This is a genomic window from Thiocapsa rosea, assembly GCF_003634315.1.
Taxonomy (GTDB): Bacteria; Pseudomonadota; Gammaproteobacteria; order Chromatiales; family Chromatiaceae; genus Thiocapsa; species Thiocapsa rosea.
Genome location: NZ_RBXL01000001.1, coordinates 5,037,603 through 5,053,331, shown reverse-complemented (window position 1 = coordinate 5,053,331; position 15,729 = coordinate 5,037,603). Strand labels below are relative to the sequence as shown.

The 15,729-nt window shown below is 59.1% G+C and carries 14 protein-coding genes and 1 pseudogene; 7 read left to right on the top strand and 8 right to left on the bottom strand.

The annotated features are described in order from the left end of the window. The first annotated feature begins 20 nt into the window (after positions 1 to 20). Positions 21 to 1,277 carry a DUF3553 domain-containing protein gene (locus BDD21_RS22480; RefSeq protein ID WP_120799068.1) on the top strand — a complete coding sequence of 419 codons (1,257 nt, stop codon included), beginning with the start codon at positions 21 to 23 and terminating at the stop codon, positions 1,275 to 1,277. Between the two features lie 367 nt (positions 1,278 to 1,644). Here BDD21_RS22480 and BDD21_RS22475 read toward each other — a convergent pair whose 3' ends face one another. Both BDD21_RS22475 and BDD21_RS22470 read right to left on the bottom strand, forming a co-directional pair. Continuing rightward, a complete protein-coding gene (locus tag BDD21_RS22475) occupies positions 1,645 to 2,436 on the bottom strand; it encodes a hypothetical protein (protein ID WP_147431193.1) in 792 nt (263 codons plus the stop codon). Positions 2,437 to 2,438: 2 nt separating this feature from the next. Then, the gene (locus tag BDD21_RS22470; protein ID WP_120799066.1) at positions 2,439 to 3,623 is read right to left on the bottom strand and encodes a DNA cytosine methyltransferase; all 1,185 of its coding nucleotides are present in this window, start codon (positions 3,621 to 3,623) and stop codon (positions 2,439 to 2,441) included. Between the two features lie 522 nt (positions 3,624 to 4,145). On the opposite strand from BDD21_RS22470, the gene BDD21_RS22465 reads away from it, so the two are divergent. The 3 genes from BDD21_RS22465 (at position 4,146) to BDD21_RS22450 (ending at position 6,567) form a co-directional block, all read left to right on the top strand. Further along, positions 4,146 to 4,760, top strand: a complete 615-nt coding sequence (locus BDD21_RS22465; RefSeq protein ID WP_147431192.1) for a DUF4357 domain-containing protein — start codon at positions 4,146 to 4,148, stop codon at positions 4,758 to 4,760. A 747-nt stretch (positions 4,761 to 5,507) separates the two neighbouring features. Beyond that, the gene (locus BDD21_RS29290) at positions 5,508 to 6,053 is read left to right on the top strand and encodes a DUF4124 domain-containing protein (RefSeq protein WP_120799063.1); all 546 of its coding nucleotides are present in this window, start codon (positions 5,508 to 5,510) and stop codon (positions 6,051 to 6,053) included. A 247-nt stretch (positions 6,054 to 6,300) separates the two neighbouring features. Then, positions 6,301 to 6,567: a helix-turn-helix domain-containing protein gene (locus BDD21_RS22450; RefSeq protein WP_170164862.1), complete on the top strand. Its 267-nt coding sequence runs from the start codon at positions 6,301 to 6,303 to the stop codon at positions 6,565 to 6,567. A gap of 158 nt (positions 6,568 to 6,725) precedes the next feature. On the opposite strand, the gene BDD21_RS22445 is transcribed toward BDD21_RS22450, so the two are convergent. The 6 genes and pseudogenes from BDD21_RS22445 to BDD21_RS28850 form a co-directional block, all read right to left on the bottom strand. Beyond that, positions 6,726 to 7,328, bottom strand: coding sequence for a hypothetical protein (locus BDD21_RS22445; RefSeq protein ID WP_147431191.1), 603 nt, complete (start codon positions 7,326 to 7,328; stop codon positions 6,726 to 6,728). 283 nt (positions 7,329 to 7,611) lie between these two features. Next, the gene (locus BDD21_RS22440) at positions 7,612 to 9,264 is read right to left on the bottom strand and encodes a DUF6399 domain-containing protein (protein ID WP_120795595.1); all 1,653 of its coding nucleotides are present in this window, start codon (positions 9,262 to 9,264) and stop codon (positions 7,612 to 7,614) included. Positions 9,265 to 9,411: 147 nt separating this feature from the next. After that, on the bottom strand, positions 9,412 to 9,939 hold the full coding sequence (locus tag BDD21_RS22435; RefSeq protein WP_147431190.1) for a phospholipase D-like domain-containing protein: 528 nt from the start codon (positions 9,937 to 9,939) through the stop codon (positions 9,412 to 9,414). Positions 9,940 to 11,770: 1,831 nt separating this feature from the next. Further along, positions 11,771 to 12,070, bottom strand: coding sequence for a pilin (locus BDD21_RS27590; RefSeq protein WP_147431189.1), 300 nt, complete (start codon positions 12,068 to 12,070; stop codon positions 11,771 to 11,773). A gap of 17 nt (positions 12,071 to 12,087) precedes the next feature. After that, a complete protein-coding gene (locus tag BDD21_RS28855; protein ID WP_120795595.1) occupies positions 12,088 to 13,740 on the bottom strand; it encodes a DUF6399 domain-containing protein in 1,653 nt (550 codons plus the stop codon). 256 nt (positions 13,741 to 13,996) lie between these two features. Next, a pseudogene (locus tag BDD21_RS28850) lies at positions 13,997 to 14,138 on the bottom strand (pilin); the annotation flags it as partial. Positions 14,139 to 14,705: 567 nt separating this feature from the next. Here BDD21_RS28850 and BDD21_RS29085 point away from each other — a divergent pair. From BDD21_RS29085 to ssb, 3 genes are read left to right on the top strand one after another with little or no spacing between them, the layout of a single operon-like run. Continuing rightward, positions 14,706 to 14,840: a hypothetical protein gene (locus BDD21_RS29085; RefSeq protein WP_281269164.1), complete on the top strand. Its 135-nt coding sequence runs from the start codon at positions 14,706 to 14,708 to the stop codon at positions 14,838 to 14,840. Beyond that, positions 14,837 to 15,001 (top strand): hypothetical protein, encoded by a 165-nt coding sequence (locus tag BDD21_RS28040; RefSeq protein WP_170164861.1) that lies wholly within the window; start codon positions 14,837 to 14,839, stop codon positions 14,999 to 15,001. The genes BDD21_RS29085 and BDD21_RS28040 overlap by 4 nt, the downstream gene beginning before the upstream one ends. A gap of 28 nt (positions 15,002 to 15,029) precedes the next feature. Beyond that, a complete protein-coding gene (gene ssb / locus BDD21_RS22420; protein WP_120799058.1) occupies positions 15,030 to 15,494 on the top strand; it encodes a single-stranded DNA-binding protein in 465 nt (154 codons plus the stop codon). Positions 15,495 to 15,729 lie beyond the last annotated feature (235 nt).

Sequence of the window (15,729 nt, the reverse complement as noted above, 5' to 3'; positions counted from 1 at the left end):
GGGGAAATCGGGAGGTATCTATGGCATTCCACGTTGGTGATCGCCTGAAGCATCCGAAGAAGCCTGATTGGGGGCTCGGTGAGGTAGCGGCATCCGCTGGCGGATATGTCACCGTATATTTTGCCGACGCAGGCGAGAAGAAGCTCTCGCTGAACTTTGTCGAGCTCCAGTTGGTAACGGGTGACGACGCAGTGAGTCCGCAACTCGATCAGATACGCGAGCGACCGAGCGCATCGAAGCTGGTGAAGTATCGCATCGGTCGGGTAGGGAAAATCACGGCGCCGCAAAATGTCCAAACTTGGAGCATTCTTGAGCGTCATTTAGCTGACGTCGTGTCGGCGAGCTACGAGCAACTTGTGCTCTGTGCCAAGGGCCATGAGCATGAGCGCGGCGGCAAAGGTTTTATCGACTACTGCATTGGCAACGGGTGGCTAGAGGTCGACGTCCAGGAGCAGTCGGTACCACGCGTCACTGCGGATCAGCCAGCACCCGAGAATCGGGACTCTGGCATCATGCTGGATCAAGAGGAACGTCCAATGCCGGCGGAGGAGGGAACGCCAGCGGTAACCCCTGACGGGCTGCTGCAAGGTTACATTCAGGACTTCTTCGGCTACGGCTCGCTGTCCGCGCCGCTCTGGTTCATCGGGATGGAGGAGGGAACGGGACAGGAGACACTCGAAGAGCGTCTTCAAGCCTGGCAGGACTTGGGTCGGTCCGCCACGCTGGATATTCGCCTGTTTCATGAACGCATTCATGAAACACGCTGGTTCTGGGCATTTCCGACCATCCAGAGAACCTGGCGCCGACTCATCATCATGGCGCTGCGCTATGTTGATGAGCCGGTCGATAGGGAGCGCATTCGCCATTATCAGGCCAGTCGGCTGGCTACGGAAACCGAAGCCTTGCTCGAACTGATGCCGCTGCCGCACAAGAGCCTCCGCGAGTGGGACCACCAGGGCCTGTTCGCAAGCCGCGACGATTACCTGTCCGCGATCGCGCCACGACGTCTAGCCGAACTCCAAAGAGCCATCGCAAACCATGGCCCGAAGGCCGTTGTCATGTACGGTACGACGCCGCCTTACCCCGAGTATTGGAAAAACCTCGCCGGAGGACCGCTGACAGGCGCGGAGCAGGGCTGGTCCTATCGCCGCTCCGGTCAGACGCTGTATGTGGTCTGCCAGCATCCTGTCGCCCATGGCGTCACGGACGATACGTACATCAGCATTGGCGACTTCCTTAGAGGCGCGCGCGACAACGAAGCTGTCGAGAATGGGTAAAAAAAAAGGGGCGGGCTTGAGTTAGGTCCTGTACGGGTGCTAATCGGGTTCATGGCCCAACGGGTGTATCAGCCGACCGCGCATGCACCGTCCAGCTCTCGTGAAACGAACCTGGGTCACTTCTGTTCTATATCTCTGAAGGCACTCTGAGCCATGCTCCAAGCCCTCTGAGCGGAGGATCCTCGGCCTTATCATCTGGTATCGCGGTTTCATGACTTCACGCTCAAGGTTCCTGACGCCTACTACGCGCCGGTCGACGCGCCTCCACGGGTGAGTTTTGAAAGCTCACCTGAGCGTCTTTTTTCCGACCAGCAAAGGGCTACGATTCCGTGTACAGCCGGCTGATATGGTGCTTCCCAGGTGTTCGTCAGGCATCTGGTTCGGGATCGGCCCAATCGATGTGAACGCGGTCCATGGCGCGCGCTACGGTTTCCTCGACGACTTCGGATAACGATTGCGTGCTCTCCAACATGGGGCGGCCGCGGAACGGTGGCCGTTCCATGACATTGAGAAACCGTACGGCGCCGCGGGCGTAGCCGCCAGCTTCATCGCCGGTCGCGTAAAGCCCGACAAAACCGATGTCGCAGCGCGGGGCATGGTGCGCCAACGCAGGATCCAATCGCCCGGTACGCTCACGAAGTTTAACGACGGTGTGGGCGAACGAGGATCTCCCTTTTTGTTTGTCCGCAGCCGCTTCGATCGGCAGGAAGAAGATCCCCGCCATGAAGGCGTGGGGTAGATGTTCATGAATGAGCCTGACCTCGTCTCCGAGTTCATACAGTCGACCGGTCAAGTTCTTGTCAAAATTCCCGTTCCCAACATCTCGAAAATTCAGCCCTTTCAAGGATACGCCGATCTCAAGTCCGAGAAGAACATCGGCAACAGTCACGTCGATTCGTTTCGACGTTCCGGCGCCGAGTGGCGTCAGTGGCTCAGTACCTGTCTTGAGGTCGCGCGGTAGGATCCGCTTTTTTTGAAGCACCGGGAGCCGACGCAACTCGTTGGCAATCGTTACCGCGCAGGCGTTTGCGAAGCGTTCGCTCCATCCGCGTTTCTCGTTTTGATTCCCGTCCGCAGGGCGCGGGCCGGCATGCTCCAATGCATCCACGATTCCCGGCTCCGGTTCGAGGTCGGACCAGCGCATCTGTTGGCTGGTCACGGTCAGGCTGCGGCTTGCGATCCGCGTTGGCCAAACGCTCGGTCCGCTTCTGCGCGTTTGACCGCGACATGGGCTTCCAAGTCGACTAGAAAGTCCGGGTGAAAGGTTAGCGTCGAGCGTTTGGTTCGGGCCAGAAAACCGGCCGCCGCGCGATGAGATAGCGGTGCCAGTGCATCCGGGTTCAGGACGTCGAGAAGATGCTGATAGGTACGACGAACCGGCCAAGCACTGGCGTCGAAGAGCCAGCGACGGCCAGCCCGCCCGAACGCAGCATTGGGCCAGCGTTCGAGGTCGGTCAACTCCCGCCCTGGTATCACCACGGAGCCGGGTTGATATAGCCGGTCGATTAGCCATTCTGCTACACCGACCGTGACGGCATTGCCGACCAACTTCCATCGTGGGCCTTTCTTCTTCCCGCTCATGGCCGGTTCGGTCCAACCGCGATCGAAACCCTGCAGAGCCTCGGCATCGTTGATGTCCGGTGTGACCAGTTTATGTCCGACTGCGGCGCCGGGAATCCATACTCCCGGCGGGGACGGGATTCCGATGGTCGAGCCGCCTTTCAACGGCGGTACGGCGTCCTGGGCCCAACCCAAGCCGCTGAGACCCTCTGTCCAGTAGAAACCGAAGGCGTCCTCGCGAAAAGTCTGCGCGGGCGGCTCACCCGCTTCGTCGGCGAACAACACCTCCCGCGGATCGTGGTGACGGGATGCGGCAAACAACACGCGATGCCGACGTTGCGGCACGCCGGAAAAGCGCGAATCGACCAAGCGATAAGCCCACTGAAAACCCAATGCCTCCAGCTCGCTAACCAAATAGGCCATGGCGCGGCCTCGGTCCAAGACCAGCATGTTCCTGACGTTCTCAAGTACAAGCCATTCAATGTCACGGCCGTGCAGTAACCGAAACACGTGGGAGACGAGTCCGGACGCGTCGCCCGAGATGCCCGCCGTTCGACCGGCCTGCGAAAGATCCGTACATGGAAACCCGGCAGTGACGACTTGTACGCCGGCAGGGAGGGTGTCGAGGTTGCGAATGTCGTCGACCAGCGGAACGCCCGGAAAATGTTCCTCTAGTACACAGCGGGAGGCATCCCAGATGTCGCAAAGCAGCGCTGCCTCCGCACCGCGGGCATGAAAGGGCAGCTCAAGCCCCCCGATTCCGCTGAACAATCCTGCGATCTTCATTCTTGCGCCCCTGTCGGTTCAGTCCGATTTGTTCCCATGGGACCGCATTATCGACTGAAAAGCCGGGAGATAACAGGCAGGGTGTGGCTCGCGGGGGCGGGAACTGCTTAGACCCCAAGGGTCGAGGCTCTTGTTTGCCAGTGAGGATTAACGAACCGAAAGTGCTGGAGGTCAGTGGAGAAATCGATGGTCTAGCGGCGACCGGGGGATTCCTCGGAGAGCGAGCCTGTGACGTACTAGACTCTTCTTGGATAATCCAGTGCTATAGTTAATAGGGCATGTCACAGAGGAAGGGAGCGCCATGGAGTCAACGACGGTAGAGAAACCATAACCGCCTGGAGCGACTGCAGCTCGCTCAATCGGTTCGGTATTTTTTCGGCTTGATCCGAGCATCCGCGCTTGCGATCTCATGGAGGGCTAGAAATAAGTCTATCCCATTAACTGTAACTGAAGCTTCTTCATGAGTTGGTCTAATTCCCGAATCTTCTTTTCGCTTTCGGCTTGTTTAAAGAGGCGACGCTAATGACTGATGATGGCGTACAAACAGCTTTTGTGCTTATCCTGGAAGAACTCGGCAGTGTCGCGAATGATTACATGAGGGAGGCTAAGCGTATTGCTGAGACGGGTACCTTTAAAGAATTGAAAGCTTTATCGTCAAAAGGAGAGGCATTAGAGGATTTTCAGTTGAAGGTGTGCGCACTGAGGGACGAGTGGGTAGGAAGTTTCGATGAAGTCACTCGAGGAAAGACTTACTATGATGTGCCGATTCTGGAGACTCCAGACATCAATGTCGTCGCTTTACATGTAGTTTACGGTGACGCGTCCGCCAAAGCTGAGTATATCAAAGGCAAGGTGCGTTTGCTTCCAGGTTCGACGATACGGAAAGAATCGAAAGGCTCTCTGAATGAGGCAACCCGGAAGCGGAAAACTAACGCTCTATATACCGGCGACCTTAAGGAGTCATCCAATCCAGAATTACTAGTAGTTAACACGCCTATTGTCTTCGATAGCCCATCGGGAGCAGCATATTTTGTAGCCGGATGCTCCGTTAGCGGTCCTCGGGACTGGGAAGTTGTCGGGCATAATTTGTCCCTGAACGGTTGGATATTGCAGCAAAGGGTGCAGAATACGCACTAATCGTCATGGTAAACGCAACGATGCAGCGGTTAGCTTAGGTAATCACTGATCGTGTGTATGTTTCCCCTTTTGAGGCTTTCTATTTACTGGCTCGGCGCAGGGCGCATCATGGAGGGGCACAGCTTAGATTCGGTCTACCCCGATCACGTCACGAACCCCGCTATCAGTCGAGCCGTCAGCCGGTCCGGGTTCGCAGACGCCAGCTCGGAAGCACTGGAGACGAGCCGCGGTATCTGACTTCCAAACCTGTCCTCACCGCGACCTGCTGCCGGCTTGAGCGGGGCGGGAGTGGGAATGTCTTGGGTGGTCTGCAACCTCGGACACCGTCCGATAGCTTCGGTCCCGTGCGCATCGACCTGAGGTGACGGTCATGAGGTAGCGCCCTCGGAGTCGTAGGCTATGCTTGCCAAATACGTCAGGGAGGAATCGCACGTCATGGACTCGACGACGACCGACTAAGCCGAACTGCCTGGAGCGATTCTCGATCGTTCTTGGGGGGTCGGCTTTTTTGTGGCCCGCTGCGACGAGTTACTCTTGGGAGCACATGAGGGCCTGGAAGTAAATCCGGTTGGAGAATAGATCGGCCAACTTCTTACGAGCATGGCCGGGACATTGGAACGCGCGCGTGGCATGTAGTTTCGACCCTCAACATTGCCTCAAGAAAGTGACCGAACTCTCTATCGAGCATCGCTGAGACAGCTATGCTTATAGGTCGTGAACCGTCGACAGGAATAAGGAGTTCGGGATATGAAAGCAGGAATGTTGATGATTTGCTTGATGATAGCATCGTGGACCTCTCAAGCCGCCGGAATCTACAGGTGCTTCGATGAAATGGGGCACGTTACATTTTCTCAGTCACGCTGCTCGACTGACGCGAAGGCTGTTGATGTCCAGACTCGGGAGCCAACAGCCGCCGAGCTTCAAGCGGCTCAGGAACGAAACGAAGCCGCGAACAGGTTCGTGGATGAGCGTGTCAGCGAAAGACAGGCCGCCAGACTAGCCGCCGAGCAACGGAAGCTAGAAGACGCAATCACGCTCCGGGCCGAGCTTTATGCGAGGGAGGCTCAAGACCGCAGTGCGGCGCAAGAACGCAGCCGTAGAGCGGAGCAAAACAGCAGACGTATGGCCGAGCAAGAAAGCACACGCAGGGCGGAGCAAAAACACAAGCGCAAGGTTGAGAACACGCTCCACCGAGAAACGGCTCTTCAAAACGCTGGCGTCATGGGGAGAGACGTACGCTACGACAGAGCCGCCGAAGCGTGCCGAAGAACGCCTGGAGCTAACTGCCAATAGTTCAGAGTGAAAAGTCGCGAAGTTCGTTTCTGGAAACGTGTCGGTTGGTGCGCACGCACGACGACCCGTTGAAAGGTCCTGGGTAGAGTAGGTAGCAAGACTCTCGCAACCAGTAGCGGCTAACTTGAGAAGGGCTCAGCAATCGCCCCAACCATGAAACTCGCGTGTCTCAGTCGGTTCTTTCGATTTCGCCTCGAACACGAAACGCAGTAGCGTAATCGTACACATGATTACAGGACTAGCGACCATGGAAAAGACCCGCAGTCATGAAATCGGCTCCCGCATTCGCGAGGCTCGCACCCGCCACGGATGGACTCTAGACGAGCTGTCGCTGTGCACAGACCGAGCCATCACGCCGTCCCGACTCGCCAACTACGAACACGGCATCAGACGCCCCGGTATCGAGGAGGCGGAGGCACTGGCGGACGCCTTCGGTGATGTCTCGGCTGCTTGGATTTTGACCCTCGATGAGGAGAGACGGTCTGATGCCGGATCCTGCCTGACGTCGATTTGACGTCAAATCGGCTGATTTCACTAGCCGTAGGGAACCGCGTTCGAGAATCCGATGTCCCGGATGGTGCAGCAGGCGATTAGTAACACGAAACCATCTGCCGAAGGCCATTTCTGCTACAGAAGTCGGGAGTTAGTTTCGTTCACCTGAACCTAAGCGCTTTATTCTATGTCCTCATCGCCAGTCCGGACGCGAAATAAACTTTTGAAGAAATACGGGCTGAGAGCATGGTTGGCCTTTTCCCGGATAACATTCAATTCCACGCGCCTGCGGATCTGCCGCTCGTGGGCGACGGGCGCGAGTGCACCTCGATTCCTGACGGTCCGGTCAATATTCAGTAGAAACCGCTCGGGAATGGGTGTGCCCGTGTAAACACTGACGCGACCTGTTTCCCTGACGTGCTCACGCGGCGCAAAGATAAGTTGTTCGCCTTCGATGGATCGAGGAGTAAAGAATGCAATAAGGTCTTCGGGAACGTCTTCGATACGAAGCCGCTCCGGGGTGGACGAGGCTTCGGCTCGGCCCCGCTTTCCTTTTATAGAGTATAGGAAGTCGTCCGCGCGTGGTTCAAGCTTCTCCAGCAGAATGGCGGCCTGCGTCACGGGCGTCGTCGTCGAGTTGCCGGGATTGATTAGGACAGGGACGGCACCGAAGTCAAGCCAATGTGTCGCCATCCTCATAATACTTGCTGAGCCGCCCCTAGGGTGATTCTCGGTGCGATTGTCTTCAATAATGCGCCCAATAAAACGTCGAACCGTTGGCATGATGACGGTCGCGGACGCGAGCGTCCCTCGCTGATGCAGAAAAAGGTGCACCATAGTGTCGGTCTTAGTCAGCGAGTCAAACTCCACCGTCGGAAGACGAACGTGGATCACGGCAGGCAGTTGATTAAGCTGAGTGTGCTCCTCCGCGTGGAGGACGAGGACAGTGTCTTGGATGCCGATAATGCCCGCCTTGCGGGCTTGGAGCTGTTTGTACTCGTCAAGGCGGTTTGGATCAAAGAGTTCAGCGGAATCCCGGCCTTGATCATCGATTGGTCCACTGTTGCTAAGCCGCCACAGGAACGAGGTAAGGCTGCCTTGCCGGGCGCGGTCGTCGTCGGGCCGGTCGGGCGGGCCAGGGCATGCGCTCGAGCACCTGCTCGAACAAGGATGGGTGGGGTTGAGCGAAGAAGCGCTCGGCGGCCGTGGTGCCGTCGGGCCGCTTGATCGCAAAGTTGTGCAGGGCGGTCAAGACCTGCTGCTTGCGCGGACTGAGTCGGTGATGCCCGTGCTGATAGAGCGCGAGGAAGCCGTTGCGTCCCTCGACACAGGAGCTGCTGCGCTGGAACAGATCGGCACACTCCCCGGCGACCTGCTCGAGATGGTGACGGGTCTGCGGATCCAGCGACTGGATCGGGTGCGAGGGCTGCCTCAGCGGGGCGAGACGCTGCGCACTCAGTGCTCGGAGTCGATGACGGGGCTCGGCGCGGGTGCTGCGTGCGGCGACGCGCTCCAGATAAAGCGCCGGGATCAGATCGTCGAGCATCGCCTGCTCGATGGCCGGTGCCAGGTCCAGCGCCTGCACCCGGGTGTTGACCATCATGAAGAAGAAGGTCAGCGTGGCGACGAGGCTTTGAGTCAGGCGCTTCGCCTTGGCCAGATGTGCGCAGAGACGCTCGGAAAGATCCGCTTCCTCGGCGATCGCCTCCAGGCGCGCAAACAGCGTTCCCAGACGCGCCTCCAACTGCTCGGGGGTTTGCGCCTGTCCCTGTTGGATCTCGTAGGGATGATCGACCTCGCTGAACGCACCGATCAGGGCTTTGGCCTCGGCGCGGTGCGCGTGGGCCTGCTCGCGCGCAAGGCTGGCTTGGACGTAAGCGCTCAGCGCCTCGTCGATGCGCGCGGCGAACGCCGGCGGGCGCCCGGGGCCGTGGCGGCGCCGATGATAGGCCTGCTCGGCGGCGCATTCGTCTTGCCAGCGCGCCTTCGCCTCGGTCTCCGCCGTCTCGGCCTGTTGCTCGGCGCGCTTCAGCGACAGACTCATCGCCTGGCTGACCTCATGCTGCAGATGAAACAGGTCCGTGGCATGGTGTGCGCCCAGATCACGCTCGACATGCGCCAACAGCCCCTTGGCCTCATCGCTGGTGCCTTGCACCACCGTGACATTCAGCCCCTCGAGTCCACCCTCGAGCGCCCGTGTCCAGGCCGCCGCCGAGCGCTCATCGCTCCTGTGCTCGAGCAGGATGAAGTTCGAGACCGCATCGATGCCCACCAAACGCATGCCGTCTTTCCACGTCTCATCTTCGGCGATGCTCAGTGTGCGATGGGGCATGGCTTGGGCCAGCGTCCCGCGCAGTTCGGTGGCGGCGGTGACGATCTGCTCCTCCAAGCCGGCATGGAACGCCTGCTGCGCACCGTAGGAGGCGCCGATGAATGCCGACAGCCCACTGCGCTCGAGAAAATCGCAGACCACGCGCACGCCCGCGCCGCCCTGCTCGCCGATGCTCCAGTGCGCGGCAACCAGGATCCGGCGCAGCCACACCACGCCCTCGGGCGTCTCGACGAAGGCCGACAGCGCCGCCGGCGCCGATGGCGCAGGGGACGCGTTCCAGTGACGCAGGGTGCTGCGCGCCACGCCGGCGCCGCTGACCGCCGCGCGTTGACTCTGCCCATCCTGCTGGGCTTGCGCCACCGCATGCAGGTGCTTGGCGCGATCCAAGCGATCGTGGATTGGCGTGGGGCGTCGATCTGCACTAGAGTCGACACAGGCAGGAGCATCGGACAACGGCGTTTCCCTCGGTCAGTTTGCACTTCCAAGGGTACGCCTCCCCGGCGCTCCTGCCACTCCTTCAGGATGCTTGATCGCCTACCGAAACACGCGGTTTTGGACCAACCGATGATCAAGGCCGGAATCCCGACACTCGCGAAGGTGCTGCTCAGCGTCATAGATGACCGTATCTTCGCTCGACGCCTCATAGAGTAATGCTGCTTCGATATTGGCGCCGCCCATTGCACTCGCGGTGAGGTTGTGGCTACCAACCCAGAGACGCCTTACGTTAGAGGCGCGCGTGAGGCATACCTTCGAATGCATCAGCGCGGGGCCGCTTGCTTTCTTCTCTTCGGGTGTTACCCAGCCAAGATGAATAAAGACGCGACCAGGAATCAAGCGGAAGAGATCGTGAAGTGCATCTAGATCGGTCGGAAAATCGAGGCTTACAACGACAAAGCTCTCGGGATGGTGGAGCGCCACAACGTGATGTTGCAGAATATGATACCCGGCTCTTAGGAAGAAGCACATTGCTAGTCGGATTCCGTCGACACCATGCCCGAGATGTGCATCGAATTCGGGTTTGGCCGGGGTATGTGCTCCGCCGTGAATAAATTGAAGTCCCACAAAAACCTCCGTTACCCAATCGCTTGCGAATATGTCGGTCGAGGGAGTTCGCCACGACGCCTTTTCACTAACGTGTTCGAAATTGCCCGGCAGGTGACACTATCGGAATGCCGATAACGCGGCCCGGCGAACTCGACCCGCAAGGGTCTGGGCATCCACGAAGTTTCATCCGCACTGACGTCGGAGATTAGAGTGCCTGCTCTGGCGCCGTAGGTCCAGCTTATCGGTTTCCGCCACCCGTTACTCCGTGGTGCGTGTCACCGAGCCATGCTCACGCAAGCGAGCCCTGTGCCGTCATACTCTGTCCGCCTCGACGCGGTCCACAGTGAGCGGGGTGGACTTCAGAACCCACCCTCGTTCGAGGTAAGGGTCAGTGCACTTTCACGGCAACCTTGGGTTGGATGCGTGACAGCATCGTGTTGGGTGATCCGCGATCGTCCGACCGAAGACCGACAGCTAAATCGAGGGACTGGCTCGACCTGGTCGTCTGCCGAAGGCAATTCTGTGACCTACTTCACGCTTGCCTTAGGGTCCTGTGCTACATTTCCCGCACACGTCACGGAGGATAGCGGGTGTCCTGGACTCGACGAAGACTGACTAAGCCGAACTGCCTGAAGCGATTCTTGATCGCTTGAGGGGTTCGGCTTTTTTGTGGCTAGTTTTGGGGATGCGTTCACAGGATCGCATGAATGGTTAGAAGGTAATCCGTTCACATTTCTTTTTGTGCTGGCAATACACGGGCATGTCAGAAACGCGCGGCCAAACTTTAACTACTTCTGAACTTTAAGGGTCTTCATGGCGACACCAGGTCTGTATATCGTTACGCTCCGAAACCGAACGCCGATCTCGGTGAACGCGCAGGATCCACGCGTCGCTAGTCGTGCAATATGCGTAACCTACAAGAACTGCAAATTTGGGAAGGCGAAGTCTCTAGAGGGTCGAAGAGCGAGCTATGAAAGAACTTTCGGGACGAAAAATGTAGATTTCCATCCTATCGCAGTGCTGGCCGAAATTGATTTTGCCGAAAAAGCCGTTTTGAAGCGCCTCGATGACTATAGAATTCGTGGGCGAACTGGACGGAAGAATGAATGGTTGGAAGGCATTAGACCAGAAGCCGTGCATTCGATTGTGTTGCAGACACTCGGCGATCTAGGGCTGGATTGTGTGATATTGGGCAGAACGCTCAGAAAATGCAAGTTAAGAGGCATTCCCGCGATAGAATCGAGTCGAGCCAATAAATTGAGTGGGCCGGCTGGTGGGAAAAAGAGATCAACTCGAAGTGGTTCTAGAGATAATAGGGGCTTCGCTGCAGCGTTATTCTTTGGAGTTATATCAGGTTTAATCTTCGGTCTGGTTCCGGGCGTTGTAGTATTTTCCGTATCGCTTGGCCTTTTTTTCATTTCCGCTAAAATCAACGCGTCGAAGCGCGCGAAGCTCTGTTGAAGCAAGGCTCACTAATGCAAAACTGGGTGCCGTGCGGCCTGGCGAGACCGCGTGTTTTAGCGGGTGGAACGCCTGCCTGTGTAATCGCTAGCCACGATCCCAGTGCTGAGCCATACGACGCCCCTGTGATCAGACGCGTCGATGCGTAGGCACGAGATTGGGGCATTAGGTAGAGTAGAGAGCGGGTGTCCCGCGACTTTAGGTCCGGACCATCTGTTGCCACCCTTTACGTCTGGCGGTGCCTGAATCGCGGAGCCAAGTTCACGGTGCCCAACCCTCCATCCTCATCATTCCGCATACGACTTTCCGCTGTGCGTCACGCCGAAGCATCTGCCGATATTTCTTGGTCGACTTGGGCGTATTTGGCAGAACCCGCTATGCTCTTCATTTATTTAGCTAGCTGCACGCAGTTAGAGGGTAGGTATTTGAAAGCGATTGCATCTGAATTCTTATTCACTCCGCACTGCCAGCTATGAATATGTTTGCCGAAATCGGTTGGAAAGCTCATCGGGTCGCCATTGGAATCCATCGCCCTGAGGAAAAAGTCCTTGTTATCGGCATCTGCTGCGCCAGTCCCCGTAATTGTAATGTTCACACCGGATCCAGCGCTGAGGTTTATGCTTTTCACGTATTTTGAGACATTGCGGCTCGGGTCAGTAAAACAATCGTTCCAGTTGGCCTTGATCATCGATTGGTCCACTGTTGCTAAGCCGCCACAGGAACGAGGTAAGGCTGCCTTGCCGGGCGCGGTCGTCGTCGGGCCGGTCGGGCGGGCCAGGGCATGCGCTCGAGCACCTGCTCGAACAAGGATGGGTGGGGTTGAGCGAAGAAGCGCTCGGCGGCCGTGGTGCCGTCGGGCCGCTTGATCGCAAAGTTGTGCAGGGCGGTCAAGACCTGCTGCTTGCGCGGACTGAGTCGGTGATGCCCGTGCTGATAGAGCGCGAGGAAGCCGTTGCGTCCCTCGACACAGGAGCTGCTGCGCTGGAACAGATCGGCACACTCCCCGGCGACCTGCTCGAGATGGTGACGGGTCTGCGGATCCAGCGACTGGATCGGGTGCGAGGGCTGCCTCAGCGGGGCGAGACGCTGCGCACTCAGTGCTCGGAGTCGATGACGGGGCTCGGCGCGGGTGCTGCGTGCGGCGACGCGCTCCAGATAAAGCGCCGGGATCAGATCGTCGAGCATCGCCTGCTCGATGGCCGGTGCCAGGTCCAGCGCCTGCACCCGGGTGTTGACCATCATGAAGAAGAAGGTCAGCGTGGCGACGAGGCTTTGAGTCAGGCGCTTCGCCTTGGCCAGATGTGCGCAGAGACGCTCGGAAAGATCCGCTTCCTCGGCGATCGCCTCCAGGCGCGCAAACAGCGTTCCCAGACGCGCCTCCAACTGCTCGGGGGTTTGCGCCTGTCCCTGTTGGATCTCGTAGGGATGATCGACCTCGCTGAACGCACCGATCAGGGCTTTGGCCTCGGCGCGGTGCGCGTGGGCCTGCTCGCGCGCAAGGCTGGCTTGGACGTAAGCGCTCAGCGCCTCGTCGATGCGCGCGGCGAACGCCGGCGGGCGCCCGGGGCCGTGGCGGCGCCGATGATAGGCCTGCTCGGCGGCGCATTCGTCTTGCCAGCGCGCCTTCGCCTCGGTCTCCGCCGTCTCGGCCTGTTGCTCGGCGCGCTTCAGCGACAGACTCATCGCCTGGCTGACCTCATGCTGCAGATGAAACAGGTCCGTGGCATGGTGTGCGCCCAGATCACGCTCGACATGCGCCAACAGCCCCTTGGCCTCATCGCTGGTGCCTTGCACCACCGTGACATTCAGCCCCTCGAGTCCACCCTCGAGCGCCCGTGTCCAGGCCGCCGCCGAGCGCTCATCGCTCCTGTGCTCGAGCAGGATGAAGTTCGAGACCGCATCGATGCCCACCAAACGCATGCCGTCTTTCCACGTCTCATCTTCGGCGATGCTCAGTGTGCGATGGGGCATGGCTTGGGCCAGCGTCCCGCGCAGTTCGGTGGCGGCGGTGACGATCTGCTCCTCCAAGCCGGCATGGAACGCCTGCTGCGCACCGTAGGAGGCGCCGATGAATGCCGACAGCCCACTGCGCTCGAGAAAATCGCAGACCACGCGCACGCCCGCGCCGCCCTGCTCGCCGATGCTCCAGTGCGCGGCAACCAGGATCCGGCGCAGCCACACCACGCCCTCGGGCGTCTCGACGAAGGCCGACAGCGCCGCCGGCGCCGATGGCGCAGGGGACGCGTTCCAGTGACGCAGGGTGCTGCGCGCCACGCCGGCGCCGCTGACCGCCGCGCGTTGACTCTGCCCATCCTGCTGGGCTTGCGCCACCGCATGCAGGTGCTTGGCGCGATCCAAGCGATCGTGGATTGGCGTGGGGCGTCGATCTGCACTAGAGTCGACACAGGCAGGAGCATCGGACAACGGCGTTTCCCTCGGTCAGTTTGCACTTCCAAGGGTACGCCTCCCCGGCGCTCCTGCCACTCCTTCAGGATGCTTGATCGCCTACCGAAACACGCGGTTTTGGACCAACCGATGATCAAGGCCTTCCAGTTATTTAGATCTGGCAGTACGCTCATCGAAACGCTTTCAGTAATATAGGTCTTGCATTTGCCTGCGACCATCATCGCTTCGGTTACTTTGGCTTTCACCGTATAGGTGGAGTATGCGGGCAGTGCTATCGCCGCCAGAATCCCAATAACGGCAACAACGATCATGAGTTCGATCAATGTGAATCCTGCATTTGTGCCTTTCATCGTAACTTCTCCTTAAGTGTTCCCTGATTTCGGCGAAATCGCCGCGGCTGGCGCCGCAACGCTGGAATTCGATCAGATGCTCCACGCTCTGTCAACGAGCTTTCTCGATGAGATTGCGCGAACTTGGGCGTCCGCGCGACATCGGTAACCGGTTTTTTTCCAGATCCTTCAATGGGGGCGGGTGGCTTTCAAAACCCACCCTCGTCCTCGTCGAAAAGTCTCAAAAAATCCTGCAAATTTTTTTTCGTTGACCGAGCACTTTCCTCCTTAGAGTAAGCACTCTCCGCTACCCCGGTTCGTTTTCACTTATAAGGTTCATTCAAAAAAGGGACCCAACGCCGCTCCACGTCCCAGGCGCTAGCCGCCGACCTCTAGCCTTTTTCTCCGACGTCTCGTCCCGCCACGCGGGCGATTTGACGTCAAATCCGAAGGTTTATCGAACCCCCTGAACGTCCAGGCGGGCGCTGCTGCGCGCGTCTTATGCCATCGGCCTCGGCGGGTCTGCGTCGCTTTAAAAGCCGCTTCGCGGGAGGTGAGTTGTTCCTTTCACCAAAGCGGAGACCTGCCATGCCTGTCGACGACCAACGCAACACCCGCACCCTCTGTGCGCGCTACACGATCCAGCGCTTCCTCGGCGCCTCCCCGAGCTACGTCGTCTTCCTCGACGGACGGCTCATCAACTACCGAGGGCCGTGCCGATGAACGCGCCCTTCAGCCCCGAACGCCGCATCCACGACGACGCGCTCAACCGCCGACATCTCGCGGCCCTGAGTACCGTCTCGTGGTTCATGGGCAGCCGCCACGACGACTACGCCGAGTTCCTCTACGGCCGGCTGGTCAGCGGCTGGACCGTTCCGTTCTAAACCATCCACCCCCTTCAGGAGCATCACCATGTCCCACGGCATCAACAAGGCCATCCTCATCGGCAATCTGGGCGCGGATCCCGACGTGCGCACGCTCCCCAGCGGCGATGCGGTCGCCAACATCAGCTTGGCGACCAGTGAAAGCTGGACCGATCGCAGCACCGGCGAGTTGATCGAACGCACCGAATGGCATCGGATTGCGTTGTTCGGCAAGGTCGCCGAGATCGCGGGCGACTACCTCCACAAGGGCTCGCGGGTCTACGTGGAAGGCAAGCTGCGCACCCGCAAGTGGACAACCGCCGAGGGGCACGAGCGCTACACCACCGAGGTCATCGTCGATGCGCGCGGCTCCATGCAGATGCTCGACGGTCGCGCGGTGCAGGAGCCCGCACCGCCACCCAAGCCCGAGCCGCCGAAGCCGGTCCGCAAGGCGCGCAAGCCCAAGGCACGGCCCGAGCCGGCAATGACCGAGGACGACGACATTCCGTTCTGAGAATGGGGGGTTTGGGGGTTTGCGGGGGTTGATTCCAGCTCACTGAAAAACCCAATCGCCAGATCCCGTTCTGACAATGGGGGGTTTGGGGGTTTCCGGGGGTTAAATCCTGCTCACTGAAAATCTATTTCGGTGAGCAGGCTCTCCCCAATCCCAGCCTCTCACGTCACCGATGCTGTGGTCTCGGCTCCAGTCTCTGCGTAACGTCATGAAGGTACTTATGCCACTAGCGTAG